Genomic DNA, 23,453 nt, shown 5'->3' on the forward strand with positions numbered 1-23,453 from the left:
ACTGTCCGGTGAATAGTCTTTACAAACTGCTGATGCAGCGCCTGGCCCTGGGCCTGTTGTCGCTGTGTGCGGTGTCGGTGATCATCTTTCTGGCGGTCAGTTTGCTGCCTGGTGACGTGGCCCAGGCCATGCTTGGCCAGGCTGCCATGCCTGAAACCGTGGCGGCATTGCGCAGCCAACTGGGTATCGATGTGCCGGCGCTGACCCGCTTTGGCCACTGGGCCTGGCAACTGTTGCACGGTGATCTGGGCTTGTCGCTGGCCAACCAGCGGCCGATTGCCGACCTGATCGGCGCGCGCCTGGGCAACACCTTCAGCCTGGCGCTGTTGGCCGCGCTGGTGTCGGTGCCGCTGGCGTTGCTGTTGGGCATGCTCGCTGCGCTCTACCGCAACAGCTGGTTCGACCGCCTGCTCAACACCAGTGCCTTGAGTGCGGTGTCGTTTCCGGAGTTCTTCGTTGCTTACCTGTTGATCCTGGTGTTTGCGGTGAAGCTCAACTGGTTGCCGAGCATCTCCAACCTGGCACCCGGTGCCAGTTTTGCCGAGGTGCTGGAGCGCTCGCTGCTGCCGGTGCTGACCCTGAGCCTGGTTGTGGTTGCGCAGATGATGCGCATGACCCGCGCGGCACTGATCAACCTGCTGGCCAGTCCGTATATCGAAATGGCCCGGCTCAAGGGCATCAGCCCGGCGCGGATCATCTTTCACCATGCCTTGCCCAACGCCCTGGCGCCGATCATCAACGTGGTCGCGCTCAACCTGGCTTATCTGGTAGTCGGCGTGGTGGTGGTCGAGGTGGTGTTCGTTTATCCGGGGCTGGGGCAGTTGCTGGTCGATTCGGTGGCCAAGCGCGACATCCCGGTGGTGCAGGCCTGCAGCCTGATTTTTGCCGCCACCTACATCCTGCTCAATACCACGGCGGATGTGCTGTCGATTGCCAGCAACCCACGCCTGATGCATCCGAAGGGGTAAGCCATGAGCCTGTTTAACGCATTACACCGTGCGCCGTTGAGCGCCAAGTTCGGTCTGCTGGTGATTGCGCTGTACGTACTGGTCGCAGTGTTCGCGCCGGTACTGGCGCCGTACGGCGAGACCCAGGTGGTCGGCGAGGGCTTTGCGCCCTGGGGCGGCGAGTTCTTGCTGGGCACCGATAACCTTGGGCGCGACATGTTCAGCCGTCTGGTCTACGGCGCGCGCAACACCCTCGGTATTGCTTTCCTGACCACCGTCCTGGCCTTTGCCTTGGGTGGCTTCTGTGGTCTGGTGGCAGCCATCAAGGGCGGCTGGATCGATCAAGGCCTGTCGCGCCTGGTGGACATTCTGATGGCCATCCCGCAATTGATCTTCGCCTTGCTGATTCTCAGCGTGGTCGGCACCACCGCGACCTCGCTGGTGTTGGTGATTGCGCTGCTCGATGCCACCCGGGTGTTTCGTCTGTCCCGGGCAGTGGCGATGACCGTGGTGGTTCAGGACTATGTCGAGGCCGCGCGGCTGCGTGGGGAAGGGCTGTGGTGGCTGGTCACTCGCGAGGTGCTGCCCAACGCTGCGGCGCCGCTGATCGCCGAATTCGGCCTGCGCTTTTGCTTCGTGTTTCTGTTCATCAGCGCGCTGTCGTTCCTCGGCCTGGGCATTCAGCCGCCTACCGCCGACTGGGGCAGCATGGTGCGCGATAACGCGGTATTGATCACCTTCGGGGACATCAGTCCGCTGTTGCCGGCGCTGGCGGTGGCGTTGATCACCGTGAGTGTGAATTTTGTCGTGGACTGGGTGCTGCATGCATCCAGCGGCCTCAAGGAGTGCTGAGCATGCCCGCGCTGATTAATGAAAAACCGCTGCTGGAAATCCGTGATCTGCACATCGAAGGGCACTACGAAAACGCCTGGCACCCGCTGATCAAAGGTATCGACCTGACCCTGCAACGCGGTGAGGTACTGGGCCTGATCGGCGAGTCGGGGGCGGGCAAGTCGACCCTGGGCCTCGCGTCGATGGGCTATGTGCGTGATGGCTGCCGGATCACCGGCGGGTCGGTGCGCTTCGATGGCCTGGAACTGGTCGGCGCCCGTGCTGAAACCTTGCGCAAGCTGCGAGGCCTGCGCATTGCCTATGTCGCACAGAGCGCTGCCGCGTCGTTCAACCCGGCGCACCGGTTGATCGACCAGCATGTTGAAACCGCGGTGAAGAACGGCGGTATCGACCGCGCCCAGGCCCAAGCCGAAGCGGTGCAACTGTACCGTGTGCTGCGCTTGCCCAACCCCGAGCAGATCGGTCAGCGCTACCCGCATCAGCTGTCAGGCGGGCAGTTGCAACGGGTGATGACGGCGATGGCCATGGCCTGCCACCCGGATTTGATCATCTTCGACGAGCCCACCACGGCGCTGGACGTGACCACCCAGATTGAAGTGCTGGCGGCCATCCGTGATGCGGTCAAGACCTATGGCAGCGCCGCCTTGTACATCAGCCACGACCTGGCGGTGGTGGCGCAGATGGCTGATCGCATCATGGTCCTGCGCCATGGCACGTTGGTGGAGGAGGCCGACACCCGGCGCATGCTTGATGCGCCCCAGCAGGACTACACCAAGTCGCTGTGGGCGGTACGCAGCTTTCGCACCGAACCCAAACCGTGCCCGGCGCAAACCCTACCGCTGCTGGAAGTGCGCCAGGCCTGCGCCAGTTACGGGCAGCAGCCGGTGCTGCACGATGTTTCACTGAAACTGCACCGCGGCCAGACCCTGGCGGTGATCGGTGAGTCGGGCAGTGGCAAGAGCTCCACGGCGCGCTTGATCACCGGCCTGTTGCCGCCGACGGCGGGGCAGGTGCTGTATGACGGTGAGGCATTGCCGGCCGATTTCCGCCGTCGCAGTAAGGAGCAGTTGCGGCGCATCCAGATGATCTACCAGATTCCCGACACCGCGCTCAATCCACGCCAGCGCATCGTCGACATCATCGGCCGGCCGCTGAGCTTCTACCTCGGGCTCAAGGGTCAGGCCCTGCGCAAGCGCGTGGCCGAGCTGCTGGAGATGATCGAGCTGGACCCTGCGGTGTACATGGAGCGCCAACCACGCGAACTGTCGGGCGGGCAAAAACAGCGGATCTGCATTGCCCGAGCGTTGGCGGCGGAGCCACAACTGATCATCTGCGACGAAGTGACCTCGGCGCTTGATCAACTGGTGGCTGAAGGCGTGCTCAAACTGCTCAACCGCATTCAGCAGCAGCTGGGGGTGGCTTACCTGTTTATCACTCATGACGTGGCCACGGTGCGCGCCATCGCCGATGAAGTGCTGGTGATGCAACGCGGGCGGGTGGTCGACCACGGCAGCCGCGACGCCATCTTCAGCCCGCCGCACCGCGACTACACCGGGCTGTTGTTTTCCTCGGAGCCGGAAATGGACCCTGACTGGCTCAATCGCCTGCTGGCCAGCCGCGCTGCCGCTTCTACGTTGCAACCTGTTTAAGGAATACCTTGATGAATGTCTTGATCGTTCATGCTCATCCCGAGCCGCAATCCTTCACCGCGGCGCTGCGTGACACCGCCATACACACTTTCGAAGCCCAGGGCCATCAAGTGCAGGTCAGTGACCTGTATGCGATGAACTGGAACCCGGTGGCCAGTGCCGACGATTTCGCCACGCGGGAAAACCCGGAGTATCTGGTGTACGCCCTGGAGCAGCGCCTGGGGGTCAAGAGCGGCTCGATTGCCGCTGACATCCAGCAGGAACTGGACAAGCTGCTGTGGGCTGACCTGGTGGTGCTGAACTTCCCGATTTTCTGGTTCTCGGCGCCGGCCATGCTCAAGGGCTGGATCGACCGGGTGCTGGTGTCCGGGGTGTGCTATGGCGGCAAACGCTTCTACGACCAGGGCGGCCTGGCGGGCAAAAAGGCCCTGGTGACCGTCACCCTCGGCGGGCGCGAACACATGTTTGGCGAAAGGGCGATTCATGGGCCGCTGGAGGACATGCTGCGGCCGATCCTGCGTGGCACCCTGGCGTATGTCGGCTTTGAGGTGCTGGAACCGTTTGTGGCCTGGCATGTGCCGTATATCAGCGATGAAGCGCGTCAGGACTTTTTGCGCAGTTACCAGCAGCGCTTGCAGCATCTTGCCGATGATCAGCCACTGCAGTTTCCGCGGTTGTCGCAGTTCGATGAGGCGTTGTATCCGTTGGCTTGATGGGTAATTGATGGATTATCGCGGGGCAAGCCCGCTCCCACCCAGAATCACAATCTCTGTGGGAGCGGGCTTGCCCCGCGATGTTTTTCAGCCACCTACCCATTCGGGTTATGGCCGCCCAGGCACAATCACTTGATAGTAAGTCCATCGGCTCACCCTGAGCATTCACACGACGGAGTTGCTAATGCGCAAGGCACTGAAGGTGATGTGCAGTGTAATGTTGGCGTCCACCGCAGCGGCCACCCTGGCCGCTGAAGTGGACACCGGCAACACACTCAGGTTGTACAACTGGACAGACTATATCGGTGAAACCACCCTGGCCGATTTCGAGAAGGCCACGGGAATCAAGGTGATCTACGACACCTTCGATGGTTACGAAACCGTGCAGACCAAACTGCTCACCGGCCGCTCTGGCTACGATCTGGTCATGCTCAACGCTTCGCTGGTGCCGCCGCTGATCAAAGCCGGGGTGTTCCAGCCCCTGGATAAACAACAACTGCCCAGCTGGCACAACCTCGACACCCAGGTGGTGCAGGCGCTGCAAGGTTATGACCCGGGCCTGAAATACTCGGCGCCCTATACCTGGGGCAGCAACGGCGTCACCTACAACGTCGACAAGATCAAAGCGCGCATGCCCGATGCGCCGATCGGCTCGCTGGCAATGCTGTTCGATCCGAAGATCGTTTCGCGCTTCGCCGATTGCGGTGTGACCCTGATGGATGCACCCACCGAGGTGATTCCGCTGGCCCTCAAGTACCTCGGCAAAGACCCCCGCAGCGCCGCACCCGCCGACCTCAAGGCCGCCGAAAAACTGCTGTTGGACATTCGCCCCTACATCAAGAAATTCGACTCGGTGAACTACCTCACCAGCCTGCCCAACGGCGATGTGTGCATGGCGCTGACCTGGTCGGGCGACTACGCCATCGCCCAGGCCCGCGCCGAGGAAGCGAAGAAAGACATCAAGTTGTCGTTCTTCATTCCCAAAGAAGGTTCGTTGATCTGGTTCGACAACCTGTACCTGCCCAAGGATGCCCCGCACAGCGCCAATGCCCATCGCTTCGTCGAGTTTCTGCTGCAGCCACAGAACATGGCTCAAGTGACCAACTTCATCCGCTACGCCAACAGCAATGCGGCAGCCAACAGCTTCGTCCAGGCCGATATCCGTAACGACCCGGCGATCTACCCCGATAACGCCACCCGCGAGCGTCTGTTTGCCCAGAAAACCCAGGATGCCCGTGATATGCGCGCGATCACCCGGGTCTGGAGCACGGTCAAGACCGGTTACTGATTGTCCTCAATTCCCATCGCCAAGGAACCCACCATGGCTACGTCAAACAACGCTGTCGCACTGCCTTTTAACAATGATCCACGGGTGGAGGCCGACAAGGCCCACTACATGCACGGTTACCACATGTTCGACGAGCATCGCGAACAAGGTGCGCTGAACATCGTGGAGGGCGAGGGCGCGTACATTCGTGACACCGAAGGCAACCGCTTCCTCGACGCCGTCGGCGGCATGTGGTGCACCAATATTGGCCTGGGCCGTGAAGAAATGGCCCTGGCGATTGCCGATCAGGTGCGCAAACTGGCCTATTCCAACCCGTTCTCGGACATGGCCAACACGGTCGCCATCGAACTGTGCGCAAAGCTCGCGCAACTGGCGCCGGGCGATCTTGACCATGTGTTCCTCACCACCGGCGGCTCGACCGCCGTCGATACCGCCTACCGCCTGATCCAGTACTACCAGAACTGCCGGGGCAAACCGCACAAGAAGCACATCATTGCCCGCTACAACGCCTACCATGGCTCCACCACCCTGACCATGTCGATCGGCAACAAGGCAGCGGACCGGGTGCCGGAGTTCGACTACGCCCACGACTTGATCCACCACGTCTCCAACCCCAACCCCTACCGGGCGCCGGATGATATGGATGAAGCCGAGTTCCTCGACTATCTCGTGGCCGAGTTCGAAGACAAGATCCTCTCGCTTGGCGCGGACAACGTCGCGGCGTTCTTTGCCGAGCCGATCATGGGTTCCGGCGGGGTAATCATTCCGCCCAAGGATTACTTCCTGCGCATGTGGCAGGTGTGCCAGACCTACGACATCCTCTTTGTTGCCGACGAAGTGGTGACCTCCTTTGGCCGCCTCGGCACCTTTTTCGCCAGTGAAGAGCTGTTCGGCGTGCAGCCAGATCTTATCACCACCGCCAAAGGCCTGACCTCGGCGTATCTGCCGCTGGGGGCCTGCATCTTCTCTGACCGAATCTGGAAGGTCATCGCCGAGCCGGGCAAGGGGCGCTGCTTCACCCACGGTTTCACTTACAGCGGTCATCCGGTGTGCTGTACCGCTGCACTGAAGAACATCGAGATCATCGAGCGGGAGAACCTGCTGGCCCATGTCAACGACGTGGGTAGCTACCTGGAGCAACGTTTGCAAAGCCTGCGCGATTTGCCGTTGGTGGGCGACGTGCGCTGCATGAAGCTGATGGCCTGTGTCGAGTTTGTGGCCAACAAACGCAGCAAGGCCTTGTTTGCCGATGCGGTGAACATCGGTGAACGCATTCACCGCCGCGCCCAGGACAAAGGCTTGCTGGTACGGCCGATCATGCACCTGAACGTGATGTCACCGCCGTTGATCATCACCCATGCGCAGGTGGACGAGATTGTCGAGGTGTTGCGTCAGTGCATCGTTGAAACTGCGCAGGAGTTGCGGCGTGAAGGGTTGTATGGGGGGGATTGATTTTATCGCGGGGCAAGCCCGCTCCTACAGACCGGTAGGGGCGGGCTGGACCGGTGAAATCGGCTTCAAACAGCTGCAGCTGCGCTCGCCAGCCGGTAGACTGCGGGGCATGAGCCAAACATCCTCCGAGACCCCCATTCACCTGACTTTCGCCGCCCTGCAGCAGTGGCACAGCGCGCTGCAGCAGGCGTTTGCCTACAGTGAATCGCCGCAGGCCCTTGAGTACCTGGCCGCGGCGATCAGTCAGCTGGTGGCCGTCGAGTCAATGATGATCAGCCTCGAATGCCAAGGCCAGGCACCACGTTTGCTGTACCAACAGGGCATCCCTGAACAGCACCGCGACGCCATCCTCAATCGCTACTTCGCGGCTGGCTACCTGCTCGATCCGTTCTGTCTGGCGGTGGAAAGCGGCTTGGCCGAAGGTTTCTACCACTTGCAGGACATTGCCCCCGACCACTTTTTCGACAGCGACTACTACAAGACCTATTACCTGGGTACCGGTTGCAGCGAAGACAGTTACTTCATTGCCGATATCGGCGATTCGCGGAAAATTTCCCTGAGCCTGTTTCAAGGCTGCAGCGGCGCCTGCCTGAGTGGTGAACAGGTAAGCCTGTTGCGGGCGGTCGAGCCGGTGGTTCGCGAGCTGCTGGTACGGTTCGCCCGTCACGGGCTGACGCAAAGCAGCGGCGAGGCGGGAGGCAACAGCATTCAGGCGGCGTTCGACAGCTTCGGCTGTCAGCTCCTTACCGACCGTGAGCGGGAAGTGGCGCACATGATTCTGCGTGGCCACTCGGCCAAGTCCACGGCCAGCGAACTGGGAATTTCACCGGAAACCGTGCGCATGCACCGCAAAAACCTCTACCTCAAGCTGGAGATCAACTCGCAGTCTGAACTGTTTGCGCGCTTTATTGACTGGCTGCGCCGTGCGTCAGGCTAACCACCCCTGGCGGGCAGGCGCTGGATAATAGAGGCGCCACGGGCTGATCCGCAGCCCGACAGGAGCGCGGCGATGGATGAGCATGCAGTGCTGAGCCTGGGGTTGAGTGCCTTGCACCGCGACGGCTTTGTGTTGTTGCCCGGCGTGCTTGAGCCCCGGCAAGTTACAGCCTTACAAGCGGCGATCGGTTCACTGACGCCGATGCACTGGGATTACAACGGCCTGCTGGAACACTACAAATGTGTGTTCAACCGCGATCCATTTTGGCTGACCTACCTCGATCTGCCGGGAGTTATCGAGCTGGCGGAGGCAGCCCTGGGTGAAGACTGTCATATCATCGGCCAAACCGCCTGGCGCAGCCATCCGGGTTATCAGGGCATGCCGTTGCATCTGGATTACCTGGTCATGGCATTGCCGGAGTCGCTGCTGGCAGACCCGGCCTTCGAGTTACCCATGCAAGTCTGCACGGTTCAGTTCTACCTCGACGATATTGATGCCGACCTGTGCCCGACCCGGGTGTTGCCCGGCAGCCATCGGGCCGGGCGCAAGCCTGCACCCGGGGAGCAGCAGTGGCACGGCGAGACGGCGCAGAGCATTCTGTGCCGGGCCGGGGACGCGCTGATGTTTCGCTGTGAACTCTGGCATGGCGGCAGCGACAACCGCAGCACCGACCGCAGCCGCTCGATGCTGCAGGTGCACTACGGCCGACGCATGGTTGCGCAGAAGTTTTCGCCGTACCTGCACTGGCAGTTCAACCCGGCGGTGCTCGCCGCTGCAACCGCGCGTCAACGGCGCCTGCTGGGCGAGCATGCCGAGGCTGAATACGACTGATCGTCAGGCCACGGCCTTGACCGCCAATACGTTGCACAGGGTGTGATCGAGCACATGCTCGGTGGTGCTGCCGGTCAGGCGTTCAAGCAGCTTACGCGGGTGATTGCCCATCACCAGCACATCGGTGCGGCTGTGGGCGACGAAATCGGCGATGCTGCGGGTGATCGGCGCCGACAAGAAGTGCTGACGCTCCACCGGCACCGCGTGACGCGCGGCCAGTTGTTCAAACACCTTGTGGATCGACTTGCGCACATCGCTGCCAAAGCCCGGCACGGTTACGGTACCGGCGCCAAAATCGGCCATGTGCGTATGCGCGCTGTCGCACACATGCAGCAGGTGCAGTTCGGCGTTGCATTGGCGGGCCAGGTCGCTGGCGGCCTGGATGACGGTTTCGTTGAGGTCGTTGTGTGGGTGGTCGGGGTGGGTCGGATCGACGGCAGCCACGACAATGCGCGGCAGCGGGCAATGCACGGCGGAGACAAAGTGCATCGGGCATGGGCATTCACGCAGTAGCTGCCAATCCAGCGGGGTGAACAGCAGGCGTTTGAACGCCGGTTCGTGCTGGACGTCCTTGATCAGCAAGTCGGGCTCGATCTCGTTGACCTGAGCCAGAATGGCGCCGACCAGATCGCGGGTCAGGGTGACCTCGGTGCTGACCCGGATGCCGTTTTCATGCAACAGGGTGGCTTCGTCGGCGAGCCACTGGCGGCTGTCTTCGACGCGGGACTGGTTGCGGTGCTCGTCGCCGCTGAGCAGGCCAAGGGTATCGAGCTCCTCGACCACGGCACTGATATGCAAGGTGGCACCGGTGGCATGCGCCAGGGCGGCAGCGCGCTCCAGTGCCGGGGTGTGACGCATATCGGCGCCGACGATCAGGAACAGGCGTTGGTACTGGCTCATGGTGCACCTCCGGTTGCGTTGCCTTGCCAGCCCCCGACCTAGAGTTTAGCCCATTGCCCGTAACGCCAACGCCAGCCTGACCTGACCGCCGGTCACTCAGCCACGGCGGTCCAGCCACACGGTTTGTGCGTTGCAGAATTCACGCACACCAAAGTGCGAGAGCTCGCGGCCAAAGCCACTCTTTTTCACCCCGCCAAAGGTCACCCGTGGGTCAGAGGCGCACACGCCGTTGATGAACACACCGCCAGTGTCCAGTTCCTTGGTCAGTTGCGCGGCCAGTTCCAGGTTCTGGGTGTATATGGTTGAGGCCAGGCCGAATTCGCTGTCGTTGGCCAGTTGCAGGGCGTGGCCAGCGTCGCGGGCGGTGATGATCGAGGCGACCGGCCCGAACAGCTCCTGACGGAACGAGGTCATCTGATCGGTGACATCGGCCAGTACGGTCGGGGCGTAGTAGTTACCTGCGCCTTCGACTTTGTGGCCACCAAGCAGCAGGGTGGCGCCTTCGGCAAGGGTGGCCTGGACTTGCTCATCGAGCTCGTCGCGCAGGTCGAACCGTGCCATCGGGCCCAGGTAGGTCTGTTCCGACAGCGGATTACCCATCACCAACTGGCGCGTGGCTTCGACGAACTTCTCGGTGAAGGCCTGGACCACGCCTTGCTCGACGATCAAGCGCTTTGCGGCAGCGCAGACTTGCCCGGTGTTGGCAAAACGGCCAATCACTGCAGCCCGGACCGCTTCGTCTAGGTTGGCGTCGTTGAGGACGATGAACGGGTCGGAGCCACCCAGTTCCAGTACGCATTTTTTCAGCGCAGCACCAGCCTGGGCGCCGATGGCCATGCCGGCACGCACGCTGCCGGTCAGGGTCACGGCGGCGATGCGTGGGTCTTTGATGGCCTGGGAAACGCCGTCGGGGGTCACGTTGATGACCTCGAACACGCCCGTCGGCAGTCCGGCCTGTTTGATGACGTCGAGCAGCAGGTAGGCGCTGCCCATGACGTTCGGGGCGTGCTTGAGCACGTAGGTGTTGCCGGCGATCAGGGCCGGCACCGCGCCACGCAGCACCTGCCAGACCGGGAAGTTCCACGGCATCACCGCCAGAATCGGGCCCAGCGGACGGTATTCGATGCGTGCAGTGCCGTTGTCGACCAGGGTCGATTCGGCGTTGAGCATGCCAGGGCCCTGGGCGGCGTACCACTCACACAGCTGAGCGCATTTTTCCACTTCACCACGGGCCTGAGCCAGCGGTTTGCCCATTTCCAGGGTGATCATCTGGGCCATGGCGGCGGCGTTGTTACGGATCGCGCTGGCTAGGCCGAGGATTAGTTGCGCGCGGTCGCTGACCGCGGTACGGCGCCATTTTGCGTAACCGGCGCTAGCGCGCGTCAGCGCCGCATCCAGGTCGTCTTCAGACTGGTAGGGGTAGTGACCAATGGCTTCACCATTGGCGGGGTTGATCGACACAGCGTGGGTGTGGCTGGAGAACGCGGTCATGGCACTGTCCTGCAAGAAGAGGGGAATGGCGCCAGAGTAGAGGGCTGTGCATGTTGTGGAAACTGAATAATAATGAGCCTTTCATTCACGTTTGGAGAATGCTGTGGACCTGGTTCAGCTGGAAATCTTCAAGGCCGTGGCCGAGCACGGCAGCATCAGCGTTGCCGCCCAGCATATCCATCGGGTGCCGTCGAACCTCACCACCCGGATCAAGCAGCTGGAAAGCGACCTGGGCGTTGACTTGTTCATTCGCGAAAAGAGCCGCCTGCGCCTTTCGCCTGCCGGCTGGAATTTTCTCGATTACACCCGGCGCATTCTGGCCCTGGTTGAAGAGGCACGGGTGACCGTTGCCGGTGAAGAGCCGCAGGGGCCGTTTTCCCTCGGTTCGCTGGAAAGCACCGCAGCGGTGCGCATTCCGGCGCTGCTGGCGGCCTATAACCAGCAGTACAACAAGGTTGAACTGGACCTTTCCACCGGGCCATCCGGGGCGATGATCGAGGGTGTGCTGTCTGGGCGGCTGGTGGCGGCGTTCGTCGACGGCCCGGTACTGCACCCCACCCTCGACGGGGTGCCGGTGTTCGAAGAAGAAATGGTGTTAATTGCGCCGCTGAACCATACACCGATCAGCCGTGCCCAGGATGTCAATGGCGAGAGCATTTATGCCTTTCGTGCCAACTGTTCCTACCGCCACCACTTTGAACGCTGGTTCAGTACCGATGCCGCCGTGCCGGGCAAGATCCACGAGATGGAGTCTTATCACGGCATGCTCGCCTGCGTCAGCGCCGGCGCCGGTTTGGCATTGATGCCGCGCAGCATGCTGGAGAGCATGCCGGGGTGCGCCACGGTGAGTGTCTGGCCGTTGTCGGCAGACTTTCGCTACCTGCATACCTGGCTGGTGTGGCGGCGCGGTACGGTGTCGCAGAACCTGTCGAGTTTCGTCCAGTTGTTGCAGGCCCGCCAGCAGGCATAACGCGGGGTCGGCAGGCAGCGAAAAACGCAGTGGCTGAGCAGGGATTGTCTAGACTTCTTGCATCATCTCCCCACCCTGCGACCTGGAGCTGCCATGCTTGATTACTTTGCATTAGGCGTGTTGATCTTCGCTGGACTGGTGCTGTTCTACGGCATCATTGTGCTTCACGACATTCCCTACGAAATTGCCGTACACCGTAATCATCCGCACCAGGACGCCATTCACGCCACCGGCTGGGTGAGCCTGTTCACCCTGCATGCGTTATGGCCGTTCCTGTGGATCTGGGCCATGCTCTACCGCGAAGATCGCGGCTGGGGCATCGGTGGCAGCGGCCAGCTCAGCCATGCTTCGGTCAACGAATTACAGGTTCAGTTGCTGGAGCTGCAACAACGGGTCGCGCACCTGGAGGCCAGCCAGGGCAAGCCCGGCGAGCCACGGCATGATGCAGGCGGAGGAATCTAGCTTATGGACTTGCTGCTGATTCTGACTTACGCCGCCATCTGTATTGCCATCTTCAAGATCTTCCGCATTCCCCTGAACAAGTGGACGGTGCCGACTGCCGTGCTGGGTGGGATGATTATTGTTGGCGCGTTGATCTTTACCATGAACTACAACCATCCCTATTCAGAGGTGGCGCGTTCTTACTTCGTTTCGGTGCCGGTGATCCCGGTGGTCACCGGCAAGGTCGTCGAGGTGCCGGTGCTGGGCAACCAGGCGCTGGAGAAGGGCGATGTGCTGTTCCGTATCGACCCTGCGCCGTTCGAGTACAAACTCAAGTCGCTGCAGGCGCAACACATTGCCGCCAAGGGGGACCTGTACCGGATCAACGAGTTGATCAAGCGTAACTTTGGCACCCGCCGCGAACAGGAATCGGCCATCGCCCGGGTCGATGACCTGCAGGCGCAGATCGACAACGCCCAGTTCGAACTCGACAACACCGTGGTACGTGCGCCCAGCAAAGGCTTCGTTACCCATGTTTCGCTACGCGCCGGGATGATGGCCAGCCGGTTGCCGCTACGGCCGTCGATGGTGTTCATTCCCCAGGAAAGCCATTACTTCGCCGCGTGGATGCGCCAGAACAGTTTGCTGCGCCTGGTGGCCGGTGACGAGGCAGAAGTGGCCTTCGACGGCATTCCCGGCAAAGTGTTCAAGGGTCAGGTCAAGAGTGTCATTACGGTGATCGCCGAAGGCCAGATTCAGCCTTCCGGCAACTTGATCGGTTTCACCGGCTCGCCGCCACCTGGGCGGGTGCCGGTGATCATCGAAATCACCGACCCCGACTTCGTCCAGTACAGTGCGCAGATGCCCGGTGGCGCCTACGGTCAGGCGGCGGTCTACAGCAAGCACTTCGAGCATATCGGCATGATGCGCAAGATCCTTTTGCGCATGGCAGCCTGGATGAACTACATCTTCCCGTTCCATTGATCAGCGCCACGCTGAGCGCAGGCCCACCTGCGTTCAGCGCTGTTCTTGCTCAGGCACGCTTTGCTCGGCGGGCTGGGCCACCCAGGACATGAACAGTTCATAACCCACCGCCAGCAATACCGGGCCGATGAACAGGCCGATGATGCCGTTGGTCAACATGCCACCCAGTGCACCAATCAGTACAACCGGCATCGGTACGGCAACGCCACGCCCGAGCAGCAGCGGTTTGAGCACGTTGTCCGAGAGCCCGGCGAGTATCGTCCAGATCGCAAAAATGACCGTGCTGACGCCCACACCGTCATGGGCAAACACATAGATCACCACCGGCAAGGTAATCAGCAGTACCGGCAGTTGGGTAATGCCCAGCAACAACACCATCAGCGCCAGCACCCCGGCACCGGGCACCCCCATGACCACCAGGCCAATGCCGATCAACAGCATCTGAATGAAGGCGATGCCGACCACCCCCTGGGCCACCGCACGAATGGTCGCGGTGCACAGCTCGGCCAATTGCGGGCCACGTTCAGGGCCGGAGATACGCGTGGCAATGGCCACGCCGGTGCGGTGGCCGTTGGCGCCTTTGGCCATGATCAAACCCGCCACGATCAGCGCGACAATAAACACCAGAATGCCTGAGCCGACACCGGCCAGTTGCGTGAGCAGGGTTTTGCTCACGCCTTTCAAATGCGGTGCTACCTGCGACAAGGCCCAGCTCAAATCCGTGCTGGCGTGTGACCAGATGCCATACAACGGGCCGCCAATCACTGGCCAGTCCTGCACGTTTGCCGGCGGAGGAGGGATTTCCACGGCCTGATTTTCGAAGGTATGAATGCCCAGCTTGACCGAATCGGCCACCGAGGCGCCGAGCAGGCTCAACGGCCCGATCAGGCAGGCCAGGCCGATCAGCACCAGGATGACCGAGGCCCAGCCGGGGCGATCTCCCAGCAAGCTGCCCAGGCGTTGATTGAGCGGGTAAAGGGTAATGGCCAGAATCACCGCCCAGAGCATCAGGCTAAGAAATGGCTGGAAGATCTCGAAGCAGAACATCACCAGTGCCGCAATCAGTCCGGCGCGGATCAACACATCGAGCAAGGCTCGGGTGCTGCCCAACTGAATGGGTTTTTGTTCGCTCATACAGGTTGCCCTCGCTCAAAGATAACTTAATGCCCGCTAGGGCAGGTGCGGCTTCCGCTGCGCGCTGCCTGGTTGACCTGTTCGGTGAAGCGCTTGAGGTTTTGCTGGTGGGCCAGCACCAGTTCTTCGATGCTCGCGCCGGCCGGGGTCTGGATCACGCTACGGCAGGTGAGCAGGGGGCTGTCGTTACCGTTGGCGCCGCGTAGGCGCCACTGCGCTTCGAACAGCGCGTACTGGCCCGGTACCGAGTCAAAACGCTGCACGTCAACCCGCAAGCCCAGGCGAGATGGCGTACCCGCGCTGAACTGATTGACCAGCGCGTTCTGCAGCTCATCGGCGAGGCTCGCCCCCCACCATTCGGTTTCCAGGATCGCCAGGCTGCTGTTGCTCTGGCGCACCACCACCTGCGGTCGATCGACCTGGGGCGGCACGCTGATGCGCTCCAGCTGAATATCGACGCTGCTGGCCGACGCCGGTTGTTGCGGGATCAAGGTGTGGTAGTGGATCGGGTCGCTGCGGCACGCCGCCAGCAGCAAGGCCAGGCTCAGCAGGGCGAATTTTGAAACGTGCGCCATGGTCATGTGCTCCTGCGGTCAATTGCGCGAAGGGGTCAAGTTATCAGCCGGTGCATCCTTGGGCCTGCCACGCAGCAAGGACTCGGGATTGCGGCCCAGGTAATCGGCCAGCTCGCGCAGTGAACGCGACATGCGCCCCAGCTCGTCCAGGGTCTGAGTCAGTTGCTCACGTTGCGGCGAGTCGTCGGCCAGCGTCGAGTTGGCGCTCTGCAGGGTTTTGCTGACTTCCTGCAGCGTGCCCTGAACGCCCGGCAGGGTGCGGCTGTTGAACTGCTGCAAGCCTTTGCGCAATTCCACCAGGTTGGCGTCGAGGTTGTTGGCGATGCGCTCGATCGGCAGGCGGTTGATGCGCTCGACCATGGCCTGGAACTGTTCCTGCAATTGTTCCAGGCTGCCCGGTACGGTAGGGATGGTGATCGGTCGTGCAGTCGGATCGAAGGCTACCTTTGGTGCTTTCGGGTCGAAATCCAGAGAGATGTACAGTTGCCCGGTGATCAGGTTGCCACTACGGGCCTGAGCGCGCAGGCCATTTTCGACGAACATGGCCAGCAACTGCGCGGCGCGCTGTTCATCGTTGGGGTCGTGATCAAGCGCCTTGAGCAGCTTGGTATGGGCTTTACCCAGGCGCTGAGGGTAAATGACGATGCCGACATTGAGTGGGAAATTGCGCTTCTCGGCATCGAAGTCGAGGTTCACCGACACCACTTCGCCGATCTCCACGCCTTGGAATTCTACCGGCGCCCCGGGTTTCAGGCCGCGCAGGGATTCGTCAAAACGCAGGACCAGGTATTGGGCGCGGCCTTTGGGCGGCGCCAGCGCGGTCTTTTCGTCTTCAAACAGCTCGAAGACTTTGTCTTCCGCCGCCACCTGGTCATCGGGATTGTACTGCGGGGCGCGGAAGGCAATCCCGCCCACCAGCAATGACGACAGCGATTCGGTGCGTACGGCAAAACCGTTGGCGCCGGCTTCCAGGTCAATGCCGCTGGCATTCCAGAACCGCGTGTTGTCGGTCACAAAGGCGTCGTTGGGCGATTGCACGAATACCTCGATGTCGACGGTTTTACCGTCTTTGGCCAACTGATAAGAGACCACCTGGCCGACCGAGATCTTGCGGTAGTACACCGGTGAACCGATACCCAGTGAGCCCAGATCGCTGGTACGCAGGGTAAAGCGTTTACCCGGTTCGCCGTAGGTAATCGGTGGTGGCATCTCAAGCCCGGTAAAGGACTTGGCGCGGCTGTGCGACTGCCCGGCATCGGCGCCGATGAAGTCGCCCGAGAGCAAGGTGTCGAAGCCGGAAATACCGCCCGCGCCGATGCGCGCACGCACCACCCAGAAGGTTGAATCCTCGCGGGTGAAGTTTTCCGCCTGTTTGTTCAACTTGACCGTGGCGACCACGCTTTTCTGATCGCCGCTCAATTCCACCGTGGTCACATGGCCGATCACCACGTTGCGGTATTTGACTTCGGTTTTATTGGCGGTCAGGCCTTCGCCGGTCTTGAAGGAGATCTGGATGGTGGGCCCCTGTTGCAACCAGTCGTGAACCACCAGGGAAATACCGACCAGCACCGCGATAATCGGCACGATCCACACCAGCGATACACTAAAACGTCGGGTTTTGACTGTTGATGCGCCTGGCACCGGCGGCTCTTCAGTGGCTGCTGACTTCATCCGTGCGCTCCTCGGGTTGACGGCTTTCCCAGATCATTCGGGGGTCGAAACTCATGGCGGCCAGCATGGTGAACACCACCACCAGGCCGAAAAACAGAATGCCCGGGCGCGGTTCGATGTCGCCCAGGGCCTGAAACTTGACCAGCGCCGCGACCAGGGCCACGACGATCACATCGAGCATTGACCAATAGCCGATCAGCTCGACGAAACGATAGAGCTTGGAACGCTCTCTCTGCGCCCAGTCGCTGCCGCGTTGAACGGTGACCAGCAACATGCCGAGGGCGACGAATTTGGTCGCCGGTACGGCGATACTGGCGATGAAGATGATCAGGGCGATGTCCCAGGCACCGTGCGACCAGAACTCGATAACGCCGCTCATGATGGTGCTGTCTTCGCCACTGCCAAGCATCTTGGTGTTCATCACCGGTAGCAGGTTGGCCGGTATATAGAACACCAGCGCAGCAATCAGGTAGGCCCAGGTGCGGGTCAGCGAATTCGGTTTGCGTGCATGCATCGGCGCACCGCAGCGCTCGCAATGATGCACCTCGTGGCTGGCATCACAGGCCTTGCCGCAGGCGTGGCAGAGCATCAACTTGAGCTCGGAGGCGAGTGGCGGGCGGTTCATGGCAAGGTGTCCCACAGTTCACGGATATCGCGGCCGGCCACGCGGATAATCACCAGGCTCAGCGCCGCCAGGGCAATCAGGCCGATACCAGGCAGTACATCGAGCAGGCCGGCCAGTTTGAACACCGCGACCATCGCACCGAGCAGGCACACTTCGAGCATGCTCCACGGGCGCAGGGTCTCCAGCCAGCGCATGCACAGGCGAAAGCCCGGTGAACGCTGGCCGGCCAGGGCAAAACACAGCACCCAGATCAACAGCAGCAACTGGAAAATCGGCGCGATGATGATCGACACCGCTGCCACCAGGGCTATAAAGGTGATCGGGCCGTCGGCCAGGGCACGCACCGAGTCCCAGAGCGTGGCACTGTTGGACAGGCCTTTGAGGCTGATGCTCATGACCGGATAGAAGTTGGCCAGCAGCCACAGCACCCCGGCGGTGATGCTCAGGGCCAGGCGTTGTTGCAGGGTCATGCCGTTATAGCGTTGCAGCACAGCGCCACATCGTTGACACACCGCCTTTTGGTGTTTGACCAAAGGCACCTTGTGATACACGCAGTCACAATGTTCGCAAATAATCAGCTGATCGGTATCCAGCATAGAGCGCGCTCAGGCTGCGGGCGGAGACTAGGTCAATATAGTCGGCGTCTGAGTGGCACACGGTTTTTTTTGACGCCTGTAGGAGCGGGCTTGCCCCGCGATAACGATCTGTCTGTCACACCGCATCGCGGGGCAAGCCCGCTCCCACAGGGGAGGTACATATGTGGTAACGATTGCCGGGGCAGTCGCCGCGGCTCAGGGCTAAGCTTTTCCTTTGCTCTCGTGCTTATCCAGGAGCACTGCCATGCTCATGCGTCGTGACTTTCTCACCGCCAGTGCCACGCTCGCCGCCGGGCTCGGCTGCCTGAGCCTGGCCGGGCCGGGGTTTGCCGAGGGTGGCAGCATGCTCAGCCGCAAGATCCCCTCCAGTGGCCAGGCGCTGGCGGTCATCGGTGCGGGCACCTCCGGCAGCTTTGAAGTAGACGCCGATTCCCCACAGTTCCAGCAGCTCAAGCAGGTGCTCAAGGTGTTCTTCGACGGGGGCGGTCAGGTGATCGACACCTCACCCAACTATGGCGGCGCCGATGCCGTACTGGGCCAATTGCTGGAGGAGGGCGGCTGGCGCAGCAAGACCTTTCTGGCCACCAAGATCGCCGCAGACAGCCGCGCCGCCGCCGAAGCGCAATGGGCCGGCACCTTGCGCAGCCTGCGCACCGACAAGGTCGAGTTGCTGCAGGTGCACAACCTGCGCGACTGGCAGCGCCAGCTGCCTTACGCCCGCGAACTCAAGGCCCAAGGGCTGACCCGCTATGTCGGGGTGACCCACTACATCAACAGCGGTCTGGACGAACTGGAGCGGATCCTGCGTCAAGAAGCATTGGACTTCATCCAGATCCATTACTCGGTCAATGCCCCCGACGCTGCCCGCACGGTATTGCCACTGGCCCAGGACAAAGGCGTCGCGGTGCTGATCAATCGCGCCTTCGATGACGGTCGACTGTTCGCCAGGGTCAAAGATCAGGCGTTACCGCCATGGGCAGCGGAGCTGGGCATTGGCAGTTGGGCGCAGTTGTTCCTCAAGTTCGCCATTAGCCATCCGGCGGTGACGGCGGTGATTCCGGCCACCAGCCGTCCAGACCGGCAACTTGATCAGCTCAAGGCGGGCAGCGGGCCGTTGCTCAGTGATGCCCAGCGCAAACAATTGATCGCGCAGTTCGCCTGAGCGCCCATGGCGATCCAGAGTACGCGCCTGTTCAACATCCGCAGCGGTGAAATGCCGATCGTCGTCGCCGGGCTGAGCTTGTTTTTCCTGCTGTTTACCGGCTATTTCATGCTGCGTCCGGTGCGTGAAACCATGGGCGTGGCGGGCGGCGTCGACAACCTGCAGTGGCTGTTCACCGGCACTTTTGTCCTGACCCTGATCGCCTTGCCCCTGTTTGGCTGGCTGGCCTCCAAGGTGCAACGTCGACGCATCCTGCCTTGGACCTACGGCTTTCTGGCCAGCAACCTGCTGCTCTTCGCTGCGCTGTTTGCGCAATGGCCAGACAACCTGTGGAGCGCTCGGGCCTTTTACATCTGGTTGTCGATGTTCAACCTGTTGAGCATTTCCCTGGCCTGGAGTGTGCTGGCCGATGTGCTTTCCAGCGAGCAGGCCAAGCGCCTGTTCGGCCTGCTGGCGGGCGGTGCGAGCCTGGGCGGGTTGGTTGGGCCGTTGCTGGGCACGTTGCTGGTCGGGGTGATCGGCCATGCTGGCCTGGTGCTGCTCGCCACAATGTGTCTGTTGGGTTGTGTGTGTGCTGCGAGCTACTTACAGCGCTTCAGGGACCGCCACCCACTGCCTACAGACACCGAGCTGCCCCGTTCGCGGCCGTTGGGCGGCAACCCGTTTTCCGGTGCCAGCGAAGTGTTTCGCTCGCCCTATCTGTTGGGCATCGCGTTGTTTGTGGTCTTGCTCGCCAGTGTCAGCACCTTCCTGTATTTCGAGCAGGCGCGTCTGGTGGCGCAGCATTTCAGCAGCCGTACCGAGCAGACCCAGGTGTTTGGCTTGATTGACAGCGTGGTGCAGTTTTTGTCGATCCTCACTCAGGTGTTCATCACCGGGCACCTGGCCCGCAAGCTTGGGGTCGGTATTTTACTGGTGGCGGTGCCGCTGTTGATGGCGGTCGGCTTTCTCTGGTTGGCGGTGGCGCCGTTGTTTGCCGTGTTCGTGGTGGTGATGGTGTTGCGCCGTGTGGGTGAATACGCCCTGGTGCGACCGGGGCGGGAGATGCTCTATACCGTGGTGGAGCCGGAACATAAGTACAAAGCCAAGAACTTTACCGACACCGTGGTGTACCGCGGCGGCGATGCACTCAGTGGCTGGCTCAAACGTGGGCTCGACCTGCTCGGCGAGCATCCGGCACTGGCGATGTTCATCGGTGCTGCGATTGCGCTGCTCTGGGCCCTGACCGGCGCGTGGCTGGGGCGTGTGCAGCGCCGCCGTGAGGGGACCTAGTGGGAGCGGGCTTGTTGTGGGGGCAGGCTTGTTGTGGGAGCGGGCTTGCCCCGCGATAGATTGGGCCTGACAGATCGCTATCGCGGGGCAAGCCCGCTCCTACACAGAGCCCGGGAGCATCATCGCTGCTGCTCGGCACGCCAGACCGCCGGCGGTTTGCCGAATTGGGCAGTGAACCAGCGGGTGAACGAGCTGGGCATGGAATAGCCGAGCATGTCCGAAATCCTCCCCAGCGAGTAACCGGGGTTGCGCAGGTAGCGAATCACCAGGTCGCGGCGCACGCTGTTGAGCAGCTCGCTGAAGCGCGTGCCGTCGGCTTCCAGGCGCCGTTGCAAGGTGCGCACATTCAAGCCCTGGGTCTGGGCGATATGCTCGGGCGTGGCCTTGCCCATGGGCAACAGCAGGTAGATTGCCTTGCGCACTTCAAAGGCCAGTGAGTGTTCATTTTTGCCACGCAGGGAGTTCAGGTAGCGCTCGGCGTTGCGCGCCAAGGCCTGGTTGCCCAGCGGGTTGGCGGCGTCGAGGTTGGCGGCGGGGCAGGCAATGCCATTGAACTCGCAGCCAAATTCGACCTTGCAGCCAAACACCCGGCGGTGCACCGACAGGTCGCTTGGCGCCTCGTGACTAAAACACACGTACAGCGGGTGCCAGTGTGCGCCAAGCAGGGCTGCGCAAAAACGATGGACAATACCGATCACCAGCTCGATGGACTGGCGATTCTGCGTGCCGGTTTCGGTGATCAGTTCCTGGCGGATGATCACGGTCTTGTCGGCTTCTTCGATGAAAATCGCTACGCAATCATTGAGCAGGTGCCGGTACTGCACAATTACGTTCAGCGCATCCCGCAGGGTGTGCTGGTGGCTGAGCAGCAGGCTGACCTCACCAAAGTCGGCCAGGTGACGCAGCTCGGCCATGCGCAGCCCGAGGGTGTCGCAGCGACTGAGCTGGGCGGTGTGCTCCAGCAGCTGGACGGCGCTGTGGGCAGGGATGTGCTGGGTGCAATCGTTGACAATGGCCGGGTCCAGGCCGGCTTGCTTTAGCAATTGCTCGCCATCGAGCTGCAGGTGACGGGTGACTTCCAGGTAGTTGGTCAGCACGGCGGAACGGGCTAGTAGAGTCATGGCGTAGAGCGCCTCCATTTGCTGACAACTGACATCAAACACGCACGGCGCTCACTTATAGTCGCTTCGCCAGCCGATCTGAAGGGCGCGTCATCAAATGAGAAATGAATGGCGCTGAAAGTGAAGCGCAGCCCCGGGGCGAAACTTACTGTGCAAGCATCGACCAGAAGCAGGAAGTCCTTCCGTGGTGAAAACAAAAATAATTCCACCGGCGCACAATGCCTACAGCTACCCATTGCTGATCAAAAGCCTGTTGCTCTCCGGTGCGCGTAACGCCCCCGAGCAGGAAATCGTCTACGCCAACCGTTTGCGCTACAGCTATCGCACCCTTAACCAGCGCATCCGCCAACTGGCTAACGCGTTGACCGCCGCCGGGGTCAAGGCCGGCGATACGGTAGCGGTGATGGACTGGGACAGCCATCGCTACCTGGAATGCTTCTTTGCCGTGCCGATGATCGGCGCAGTGCTGCACACGGTGAACATTCGGTTGTCGCCGGAGCAGATCATCTACACCATGAACCACGCCGAAGACGACCTGGTGCTGGTACACGATGACTTCCTGCCGATGCTTGAGCCGATTGCCGATCAGCTGACCACGGTCAAAGGTTACATCCAGCTCAGTGACGATGGCCCAGCCGCGACCTGCCTGCCAGTGCTCGGCGAGTACGAAGCGCTGCTGGCCGCTGCCGCGCCTGAGTTCGACTTCCCGGACTTCGATGAGCAGTCGGTGGCCACGCTGTTCTACACCTCCGGTACCACCGGCAACCCGAAAGGCGTGTACTTTTCCCATCGGCAACTGGTGTTGCACACCCTCAATGCGGTTGGCACCCTTGGTGCGTACAACGGCTTGCCGTTGCTGCGTTCGGACGATGTCTACATGCCGATCACGCCGATGTTCCATGTGCACGCCTGGGGCGTGCCGTACGTCGCCACGCTGATGGGGATCAAGCAGGTTTATCCTGGCCGTTACGAGCCCAACAGCCTGGTCAGGTTGTTCCGCGACGAGCAGGTCAGCTTCTCCCACTGTGTGCCGACCATTTTGCAGATGATCCTCGACTGCGACGAAGCGGCCAGCACCAACCTGGGCGGCTGGAAGATGCTGCTTGGCGGCAGCGCCTTGACCCACGGCCTGGCCAGTCAGGCGACCGCGCGGGGCATGCAAATCCATTGCGGCTACGGCATGTCGGAGACCTGCCCGATACTGTGCACCACCTATTTGCGTGACGCCGACTCCCAGCGCCCGGCGCTGGAGCAGGTGGCCGCGCGAATCAAGACCGGTGTGCCGGGGGCGATGGTCGACCTGAAAATCATCGACGCCAACGGCAAGGCGCTGCCCCATGACGGCGTGGCGCAGGGCGAAATCGTGGTGCGCGCACCCTGGCTGACCCAGGGCTACTTGAAAGAGCCGGAGCAGGGTGAGCAACTGTGGGAAGACGGCTGGCTGCATACCGGTGACATTGCCTCCATCGACGCCCTGGGCGTGGTGGAGATCAAGGACCGGATCAAAGACGTGATCAAGACCGGTGGTGAGTGGATCAGCTCGCTGGAGCTGGAAACGCTGATCAGCGAACACCCGGCGGTCGCCTCGGTGGCGGTGGTCGGCGTGCCTGACCCGCAGTGGGGCGAGCGCCCGGTGGCGTTGGTGATCTGCTCGGCCACTGAGCAGGTGGATGCCGGTACGCTTAAGGCTCACCTGCATCAATACGTTGAAAGTGGCCGGATCAACAAGTGGGCGATTCCGCGCGAGATCCGCTTCGTCAGCGACATTCCGAAAACCAGTGTCGGCAAGATCAACAAAAAGCTGATCCGCGAAAACGAACTGGCGGTGTAAGCCGCCAAGGC

22 protein-coding genes are annotated in these 23,453 nt (G+C 61.7%); 14 read left to right on the forward strand and 8 right to left on the reverse strand.

Going from position 1 to position 23,453, the window contains the following annotated elements:
• Window positions 1-8 precede the first annotated feature (8 nt).
• The 8 genes from ACVWSC_RS12765 (at window position 9) to ACVWSC_RS12800 (ending at window position 8,669) form a co-directional block, all read left to right on the forward strand.
• Entirely contained in the window at window positions 9-968 is a 960-nt protein-coding gene (locus ACVWSC_RS12765; RefSeq protein ID WP_442113990.1) for an ABC transporter permease, read from the forward strand.
• Window positions 969-971: 3 nt separating this feature from the next.
• Window positions 972-1,799 (forward strand): ABC transporter permease, encoded by an 828-nt coding sequence (locus ACVWSC_RS12770; RefSeq protein WP_442113991.1) that lies wholly within the window; start codon window positions 972-974, stop codon window positions 1,797-1,799.
• Window positions 1,800-1,801: 2 nt separating this feature from the next.
• On the forward strand, window positions 1,802-3,448 hold the full coding sequence (locus ACVWSC_RS12775) for an ABC transporter ATP-binding protein (RefSeq protein ID WP_442113992.1): 1,647 nt from the start codon (window positions 1,802-1,804) through the stop codon (window positions 3,446-3,448).
• An 11-nt stretch (window positions 3,449-3,459) separates the two neighbouring features.
• The gene (locus ACVWSC_RS12780; protein WP_442113993.1) at window positions 3,460-4,161 is read left to right on the forward strand and encodes an NAD(P)H-dependent oxidoreductase; all 702 of its coding nucleotides are present in this window, start codon (window positions 3,460-3,462) and stop codon (window positions 4,159-4,161) included.
• 184 nt (window positions 4,162-4,345) lie between these two features.
• Window positions 4,346-5,449, forward strand: coding sequence for a polyamine ABC transporter substrate-binding protein (locus tag ACVWSC_RS12785; protein WP_442113994.1), 1,104 nt, complete (start codon window positions 4,346-4,348; stop codon window positions 5,447-5,449).
• A gap of 33 nt (window positions 5,450-5,482) precedes the next feature.
• Entirely contained in the window at window positions 5,483-6,901 is a 1,419-nt protein-coding gene (locus ACVWSC_RS12790) for an aminotransferase (RefSeq protein ID WP_442113995.1), read from the forward strand.
• A gap of 109 nt (window positions 6,902-7,010) precedes the next feature.
• The gene (locus ACVWSC_RS12795) at window positions 7,011-7,838 is read left to right on the forward strand and encodes a response regulator transcription factor (protein WP_442113996.1); all 828 of its coding nucleotides are present in this window, start codon (window positions 7,011-7,013) and stop codon (window positions 7,836-7,838) included.
• A 72-nt stretch (window positions 7,839-7,910) separates the two neighbouring features.
• Window positions 7,911-8,669, forward strand: a complete 759-nt coding sequence (locus ACVWSC_RS12800) for a phytanoyl-CoA dioxygenase family protein (protein WP_442113997.1) — start codon at window positions 7,911-7,913, stop codon at window positions 8,667-8,669.
• 3 nt (window positions 8,670-8,672) lie between these two features.
• On the opposite strand, the gene ACVWSC_RS12805 is transcribed toward ACVWSC_RS12800, so the two are convergent.
• Both ACVWSC_RS12805 and ACVWSC_RS12810 read right to left on the reverse strand, forming a co-directional pair.
• Window positions 8,673-9,569: a universal stress protein gene (locus tag ACVWSC_RS12805; RefSeq protein WP_442113998.1), complete on the reverse strand. Its 897-nt coding sequence runs from the start codon at window positions 9,567-9,569 to the stop codon at window positions 8,673-8,675.
• A 96-nt stretch (window positions 9,570-9,665) separates the two neighbouring features.
• The gene (locus ACVWSC_RS12810) at window positions 9,666-11,060 is read right to left on the reverse strand and encodes an aldehyde dehydrogenase family protein (protein WP_442113999.1); all 1,395 of its coding nucleotides are present in this window, start codon (window positions 11,058-11,060) and stop codon (window positions 9,666-9,668) included.
• Between the two features lie 103 nt (window positions 11,061-11,163).
• Here ACVWSC_RS12810 and ptrR point away from each other — a divergent pair, with 103 nt between their 5' ends.
• The 3 genes from ptrR (at window position 11,164) to ACVWSC_RS12825 (ending at window position 13,455) form a co-directional block, all read left to right on the forward strand.
• Complete coding sequence (gene ptrR, locus ACVWSC_RS12815) at window positions 11,164-12,030, forward strand: putrescine utilization regulator PtrR (protein WP_442114000.1); 867 nt, start codon at window positions 11,164-11,166, stop codon at window positions 12,028-12,030.
• A 93-nt stretch (window positions 12,031-12,123) separates the two neighbouring features.
• The gene (locus ACVWSC_RS12820; protein WP_442114001.1) at window positions 12,124-12,492 is read left to right on the forward strand and encodes a DUF3302 domain-containing protein; all 369 of its coding nucleotides are present in this window, start codon (window positions 12,124-12,126) and stop codon (window positions 12,490-12,492) included.
• A 3-nt stretch (window positions 12,493-12,495) separates the two neighbouring features.
• Window positions 12,496-13,455, forward strand: coding sequence for an HlyD family secretion protein (locus ACVWSC_RS12825; protein ID WP_442114002.1), 960 nt, complete (start codon window positions 12,496-12,498; stop codon window positions 13,453-13,455).
• A 33-nt stretch (window positions 13,456-13,488) separates the two neighbouring features.
• On the opposite strand, the gene ACVWSC_RS12830 is transcribed toward ACVWSC_RS12825, so the two are convergent.
• The 5 genes from ACVWSC_RS12830 to ACVWSC_RS12850 are packed head-to-tail and all read right to left on the reverse strand — an operon-like array spanning window position 13,489 to window position 18,056.
• Window positions 13,489-14,589, reverse strand: coding sequence for an AI-2E family transporter (locus tag ACVWSC_RS12830; RefSeq protein WP_442114003.1), 1,101 nt, complete (start codon window positions 14,587-14,589; stop codon window positions 13,489-13,491).
• 26 nt (window positions 14,590-14,615) lie between these two features.
• Window positions 14,616-15,164 carry a PqiC family protein gene (locus ACVWSC_RS12835; protein ID WP_442114004.1) on the reverse strand — a complete coding sequence of 183 codons (549 nt, stop codon included), beginning with the start codon at window positions 15,162-15,164 and terminating at the stop codon, window positions 14,616-14,618.
• 18 nt (window positions 15,165-15,182) lie between these two features.
• Window positions 15,183-16,835 carry a PqiB family protein gene (locus tag ACVWSC_RS12840; protein WP_442114005.1) on the reverse strand — a complete coding sequence of 551 codons (1,653 nt, stop codon included), beginning with the start codon at window positions 16,833-16,835 and terminating at the stop codon, window positions 15,183-15,185.
• Window positions 16,816-17,460 (reverse strand): paraquat-inducible protein A, encoded by a 645-nt coding sequence (locus ACVWSC_RS12845; RefSeq protein ID WP_442114006.1) that lies wholly within the window; start codon window positions 17,458-17,460, stop codon window positions 16,816-16,818. The genes ACVWSC_RS12840 and ACVWSC_RS12845 overlap by 20 nt, the downstream gene beginning before the upstream one ends.
• Window positions 17,457-18,056 (reverse strand): paraquat-inducible protein A, encoded by a 600-nt coding sequence (locus ACVWSC_RS12850; RefSeq protein ID WP_442114007.1) that lies wholly within the window; start codon window positions 18,054-18,056, stop codon window positions 17,457-17,459. Before ACVWSC_RS12850 ends, ACVWSC_RS12845 begins: the two co-directional genes overlap by 4 nt.
• A 244-nt stretch (window positions 18,057-18,300) precedes the next feature.
• Here ACVWSC_RS12850 and ACVWSC_RS12855 point away from each other — a divergent pair, with 244 nt between their 5' ends.
• Both ACVWSC_RS12855 and ACVWSC_RS12860 read left to right on the forward strand, forming a co-directional pair.
• A complete protein-coding gene (locus ACVWSC_RS12855; protein WP_442114008.1) occupies window positions 18,301-19,218 on the forward strand; it encodes an aldo/keto reductase in 918 nt (305 codons plus the stop codon).
• 6 nt (window positions 19,219-19,224) lie between these two features.
• Window positions 19,225-20,490: an NTP/NDP exchange transporter gene (locus ACVWSC_RS12860; RefSeq protein ID WP_442114009.1), complete on the forward strand. Its 1,266-nt coding sequence runs from the start codon at window positions 19,225-19,227 to the stop codon at window positions 20,488-20,490.
• Window positions 20,491-20,609: 119 nt separating this feature from the next.
• Here ACVWSC_RS12860 and ACVWSC_RS12865 read toward each other — a convergent pair whose 3' ends face one another.
• Window positions 20,610-21,611, reverse strand: a complete 1,002-nt coding sequence (locus tag ACVWSC_RS12865) for an AraC family transcriptional regulator (RefSeq protein WP_442114010.1) — start codon at window positions 21,609-21,611, stop codon at window positions 20,610-20,612.
• Window positions 21,612-21,795: 184 nt separating this feature from the next.
• On the opposite strand from ACVWSC_RS12865, the gene ACVWSC_RS12870 reads away from it, so the two are divergent.
• The gene (locus ACVWSC_RS12870) at window positions 21,796-23,442 is read left to right on the forward strand and encodes a fatty acid--CoA ligase (protein ID WP_442114011.1); all 1,647 of its coding nucleotides are present in this window, start codon (window positions 21,796-21,798) and stop codon (window positions 23,440-23,442) included.
• Window positions 23,443-23,453: the final 11 nt, after the last annotated feature.

The organism is Pseudomonas sp. NUPR-002 (assembly GCF_056322725.1).

Coding starts and splice junctions, on each gene's coding strand:
- ACVWSC_RS12770 (WP_442113991.1), top strand. CDS start 972: ATGAGCCTGTTTAACGCATTACACCGTGCGCCGTTGAGCGCCAAGTTC.
- ACVWSC_RS12775 (WP_442113992.1), top strand. CDS start 1,802: ATGCCCGCGCTGATTAATGAAAAACCGCTGCTGGAAATCCGTGATCTG.
- ACVWSC_RS12780 (WP_442113993.1), top strand. CDS start 3,460: ATGAATGTCTTGATCGTTCATGCTCATCCCGAGCCGCAATCCTTCACC.
- ACVWSC_RS12785 (WP_442113994.1), top strand. CDS start 4,346: ATGCGCAAGGCACTGAAGGTGATGTGCAGTGTAATGTTGGCGTCCACC.
- ACVWSC_RS12790 (WP_442113995.1), top strand. CDS start 5,483: ATGGCTACGTCAAACAACGCTGTCGCACTGCCTTTTAACAATGATCCA.
- ACVWSC_RS12795 (WP_442113996.1), top strand. CDS start 7,011: ATGAGCCAAACATCCTCCGAGACCCCCATTCACCTGACTTTCGCCGCC.
- ACVWSC_RS12800 (WP_442113997.1), top strand. CDS start 7,911: ATGGATGAGCATGCAGTGCTGAGCCTGGGGTTGAGTGCCTTGCACCGC.
- ACVWSC_RS12805 (WP_442113998.1), bottom strand. CDS start 9,569: ATGAGCCAGTACCAACGCCTGTTCCTGATCGTCGGCGCCGATATGCGT.
- ACVWSC_RS12810 (WP_442113999.1), bottom strand. CDS start 11,060: ATGACCGCGTTCTCCAGCCACACCCACGCTGTGTCGATCAACCCCGCC.
- ACVWSC_RS12820 (WP_442114001.1), top strand. CDS start 12,124: ATGCTTGATTACTTTGCATTAGGCGTGTTGATCTTCGCTGGACTGGTG.
- ACVWSC_RS12825 (WP_442114002.1), top strand. CDS start 12,496: ATGGACTTGCTGCTGATTCTGACTTACGCCGCCATCTGTATTGCCATC.
- ACVWSC_RS12830 (WP_442114003.1), bottom strand. CDS start 14,589: ATGAGCGAACAAAAACCCATTCAGTTGGGCAGCACCCGAGCCTTGCTC.
- ACVWSC_RS12835 (WP_442114004.1), bottom strand. CDS start 15,164: ATGGCGCACGTTTCAAAATTCGCCCTGCTGAGCCTGGCCTTGCTGCTG.
- ACVWSC_RS12840 (WP_442114005.1), bottom strand. CDS start 16,835: ATGAAGTCAGCAGCCACTGAAGAGCCGCCGGTGCCAGGCGCATCAACA.
- ACVWSC_RS12845 (WP_442114006.1), bottom strand. CDS start 17,460: ATGAACCGCCCGCCACTCGCCTCCGAGCTCAAGTTGATGCTCTGCCAC.
- ACVWSC_RS12850 (WP_442114007.1), bottom strand. CDS start 18,056: ATGCTGGATACCGATCAGCTGATTATTTGCGAACATTGTGACTGCGTG.
- ACVWSC_RS12855 (WP_442114008.1), top strand. CDS start 18,301: ATGCTCATGCGTCGTGACTTTCTCACCGCCAGTGCCACGCTCGCCGCC.
- ACVWSC_RS12860 (WP_442114009.1), top strand. CDS start 19,225: ATGGCGATCCAGAGTACGCGCCTGTTCAACATCCGCAGCGGTGAAATG.
- ACVWSC_RS12865 (WP_442114010.1), bottom strand. CDS start 21,611: ATGACTCTACTAGCCCGTTCCGCCGTGCTGACCAACTACCTGGAAGTC.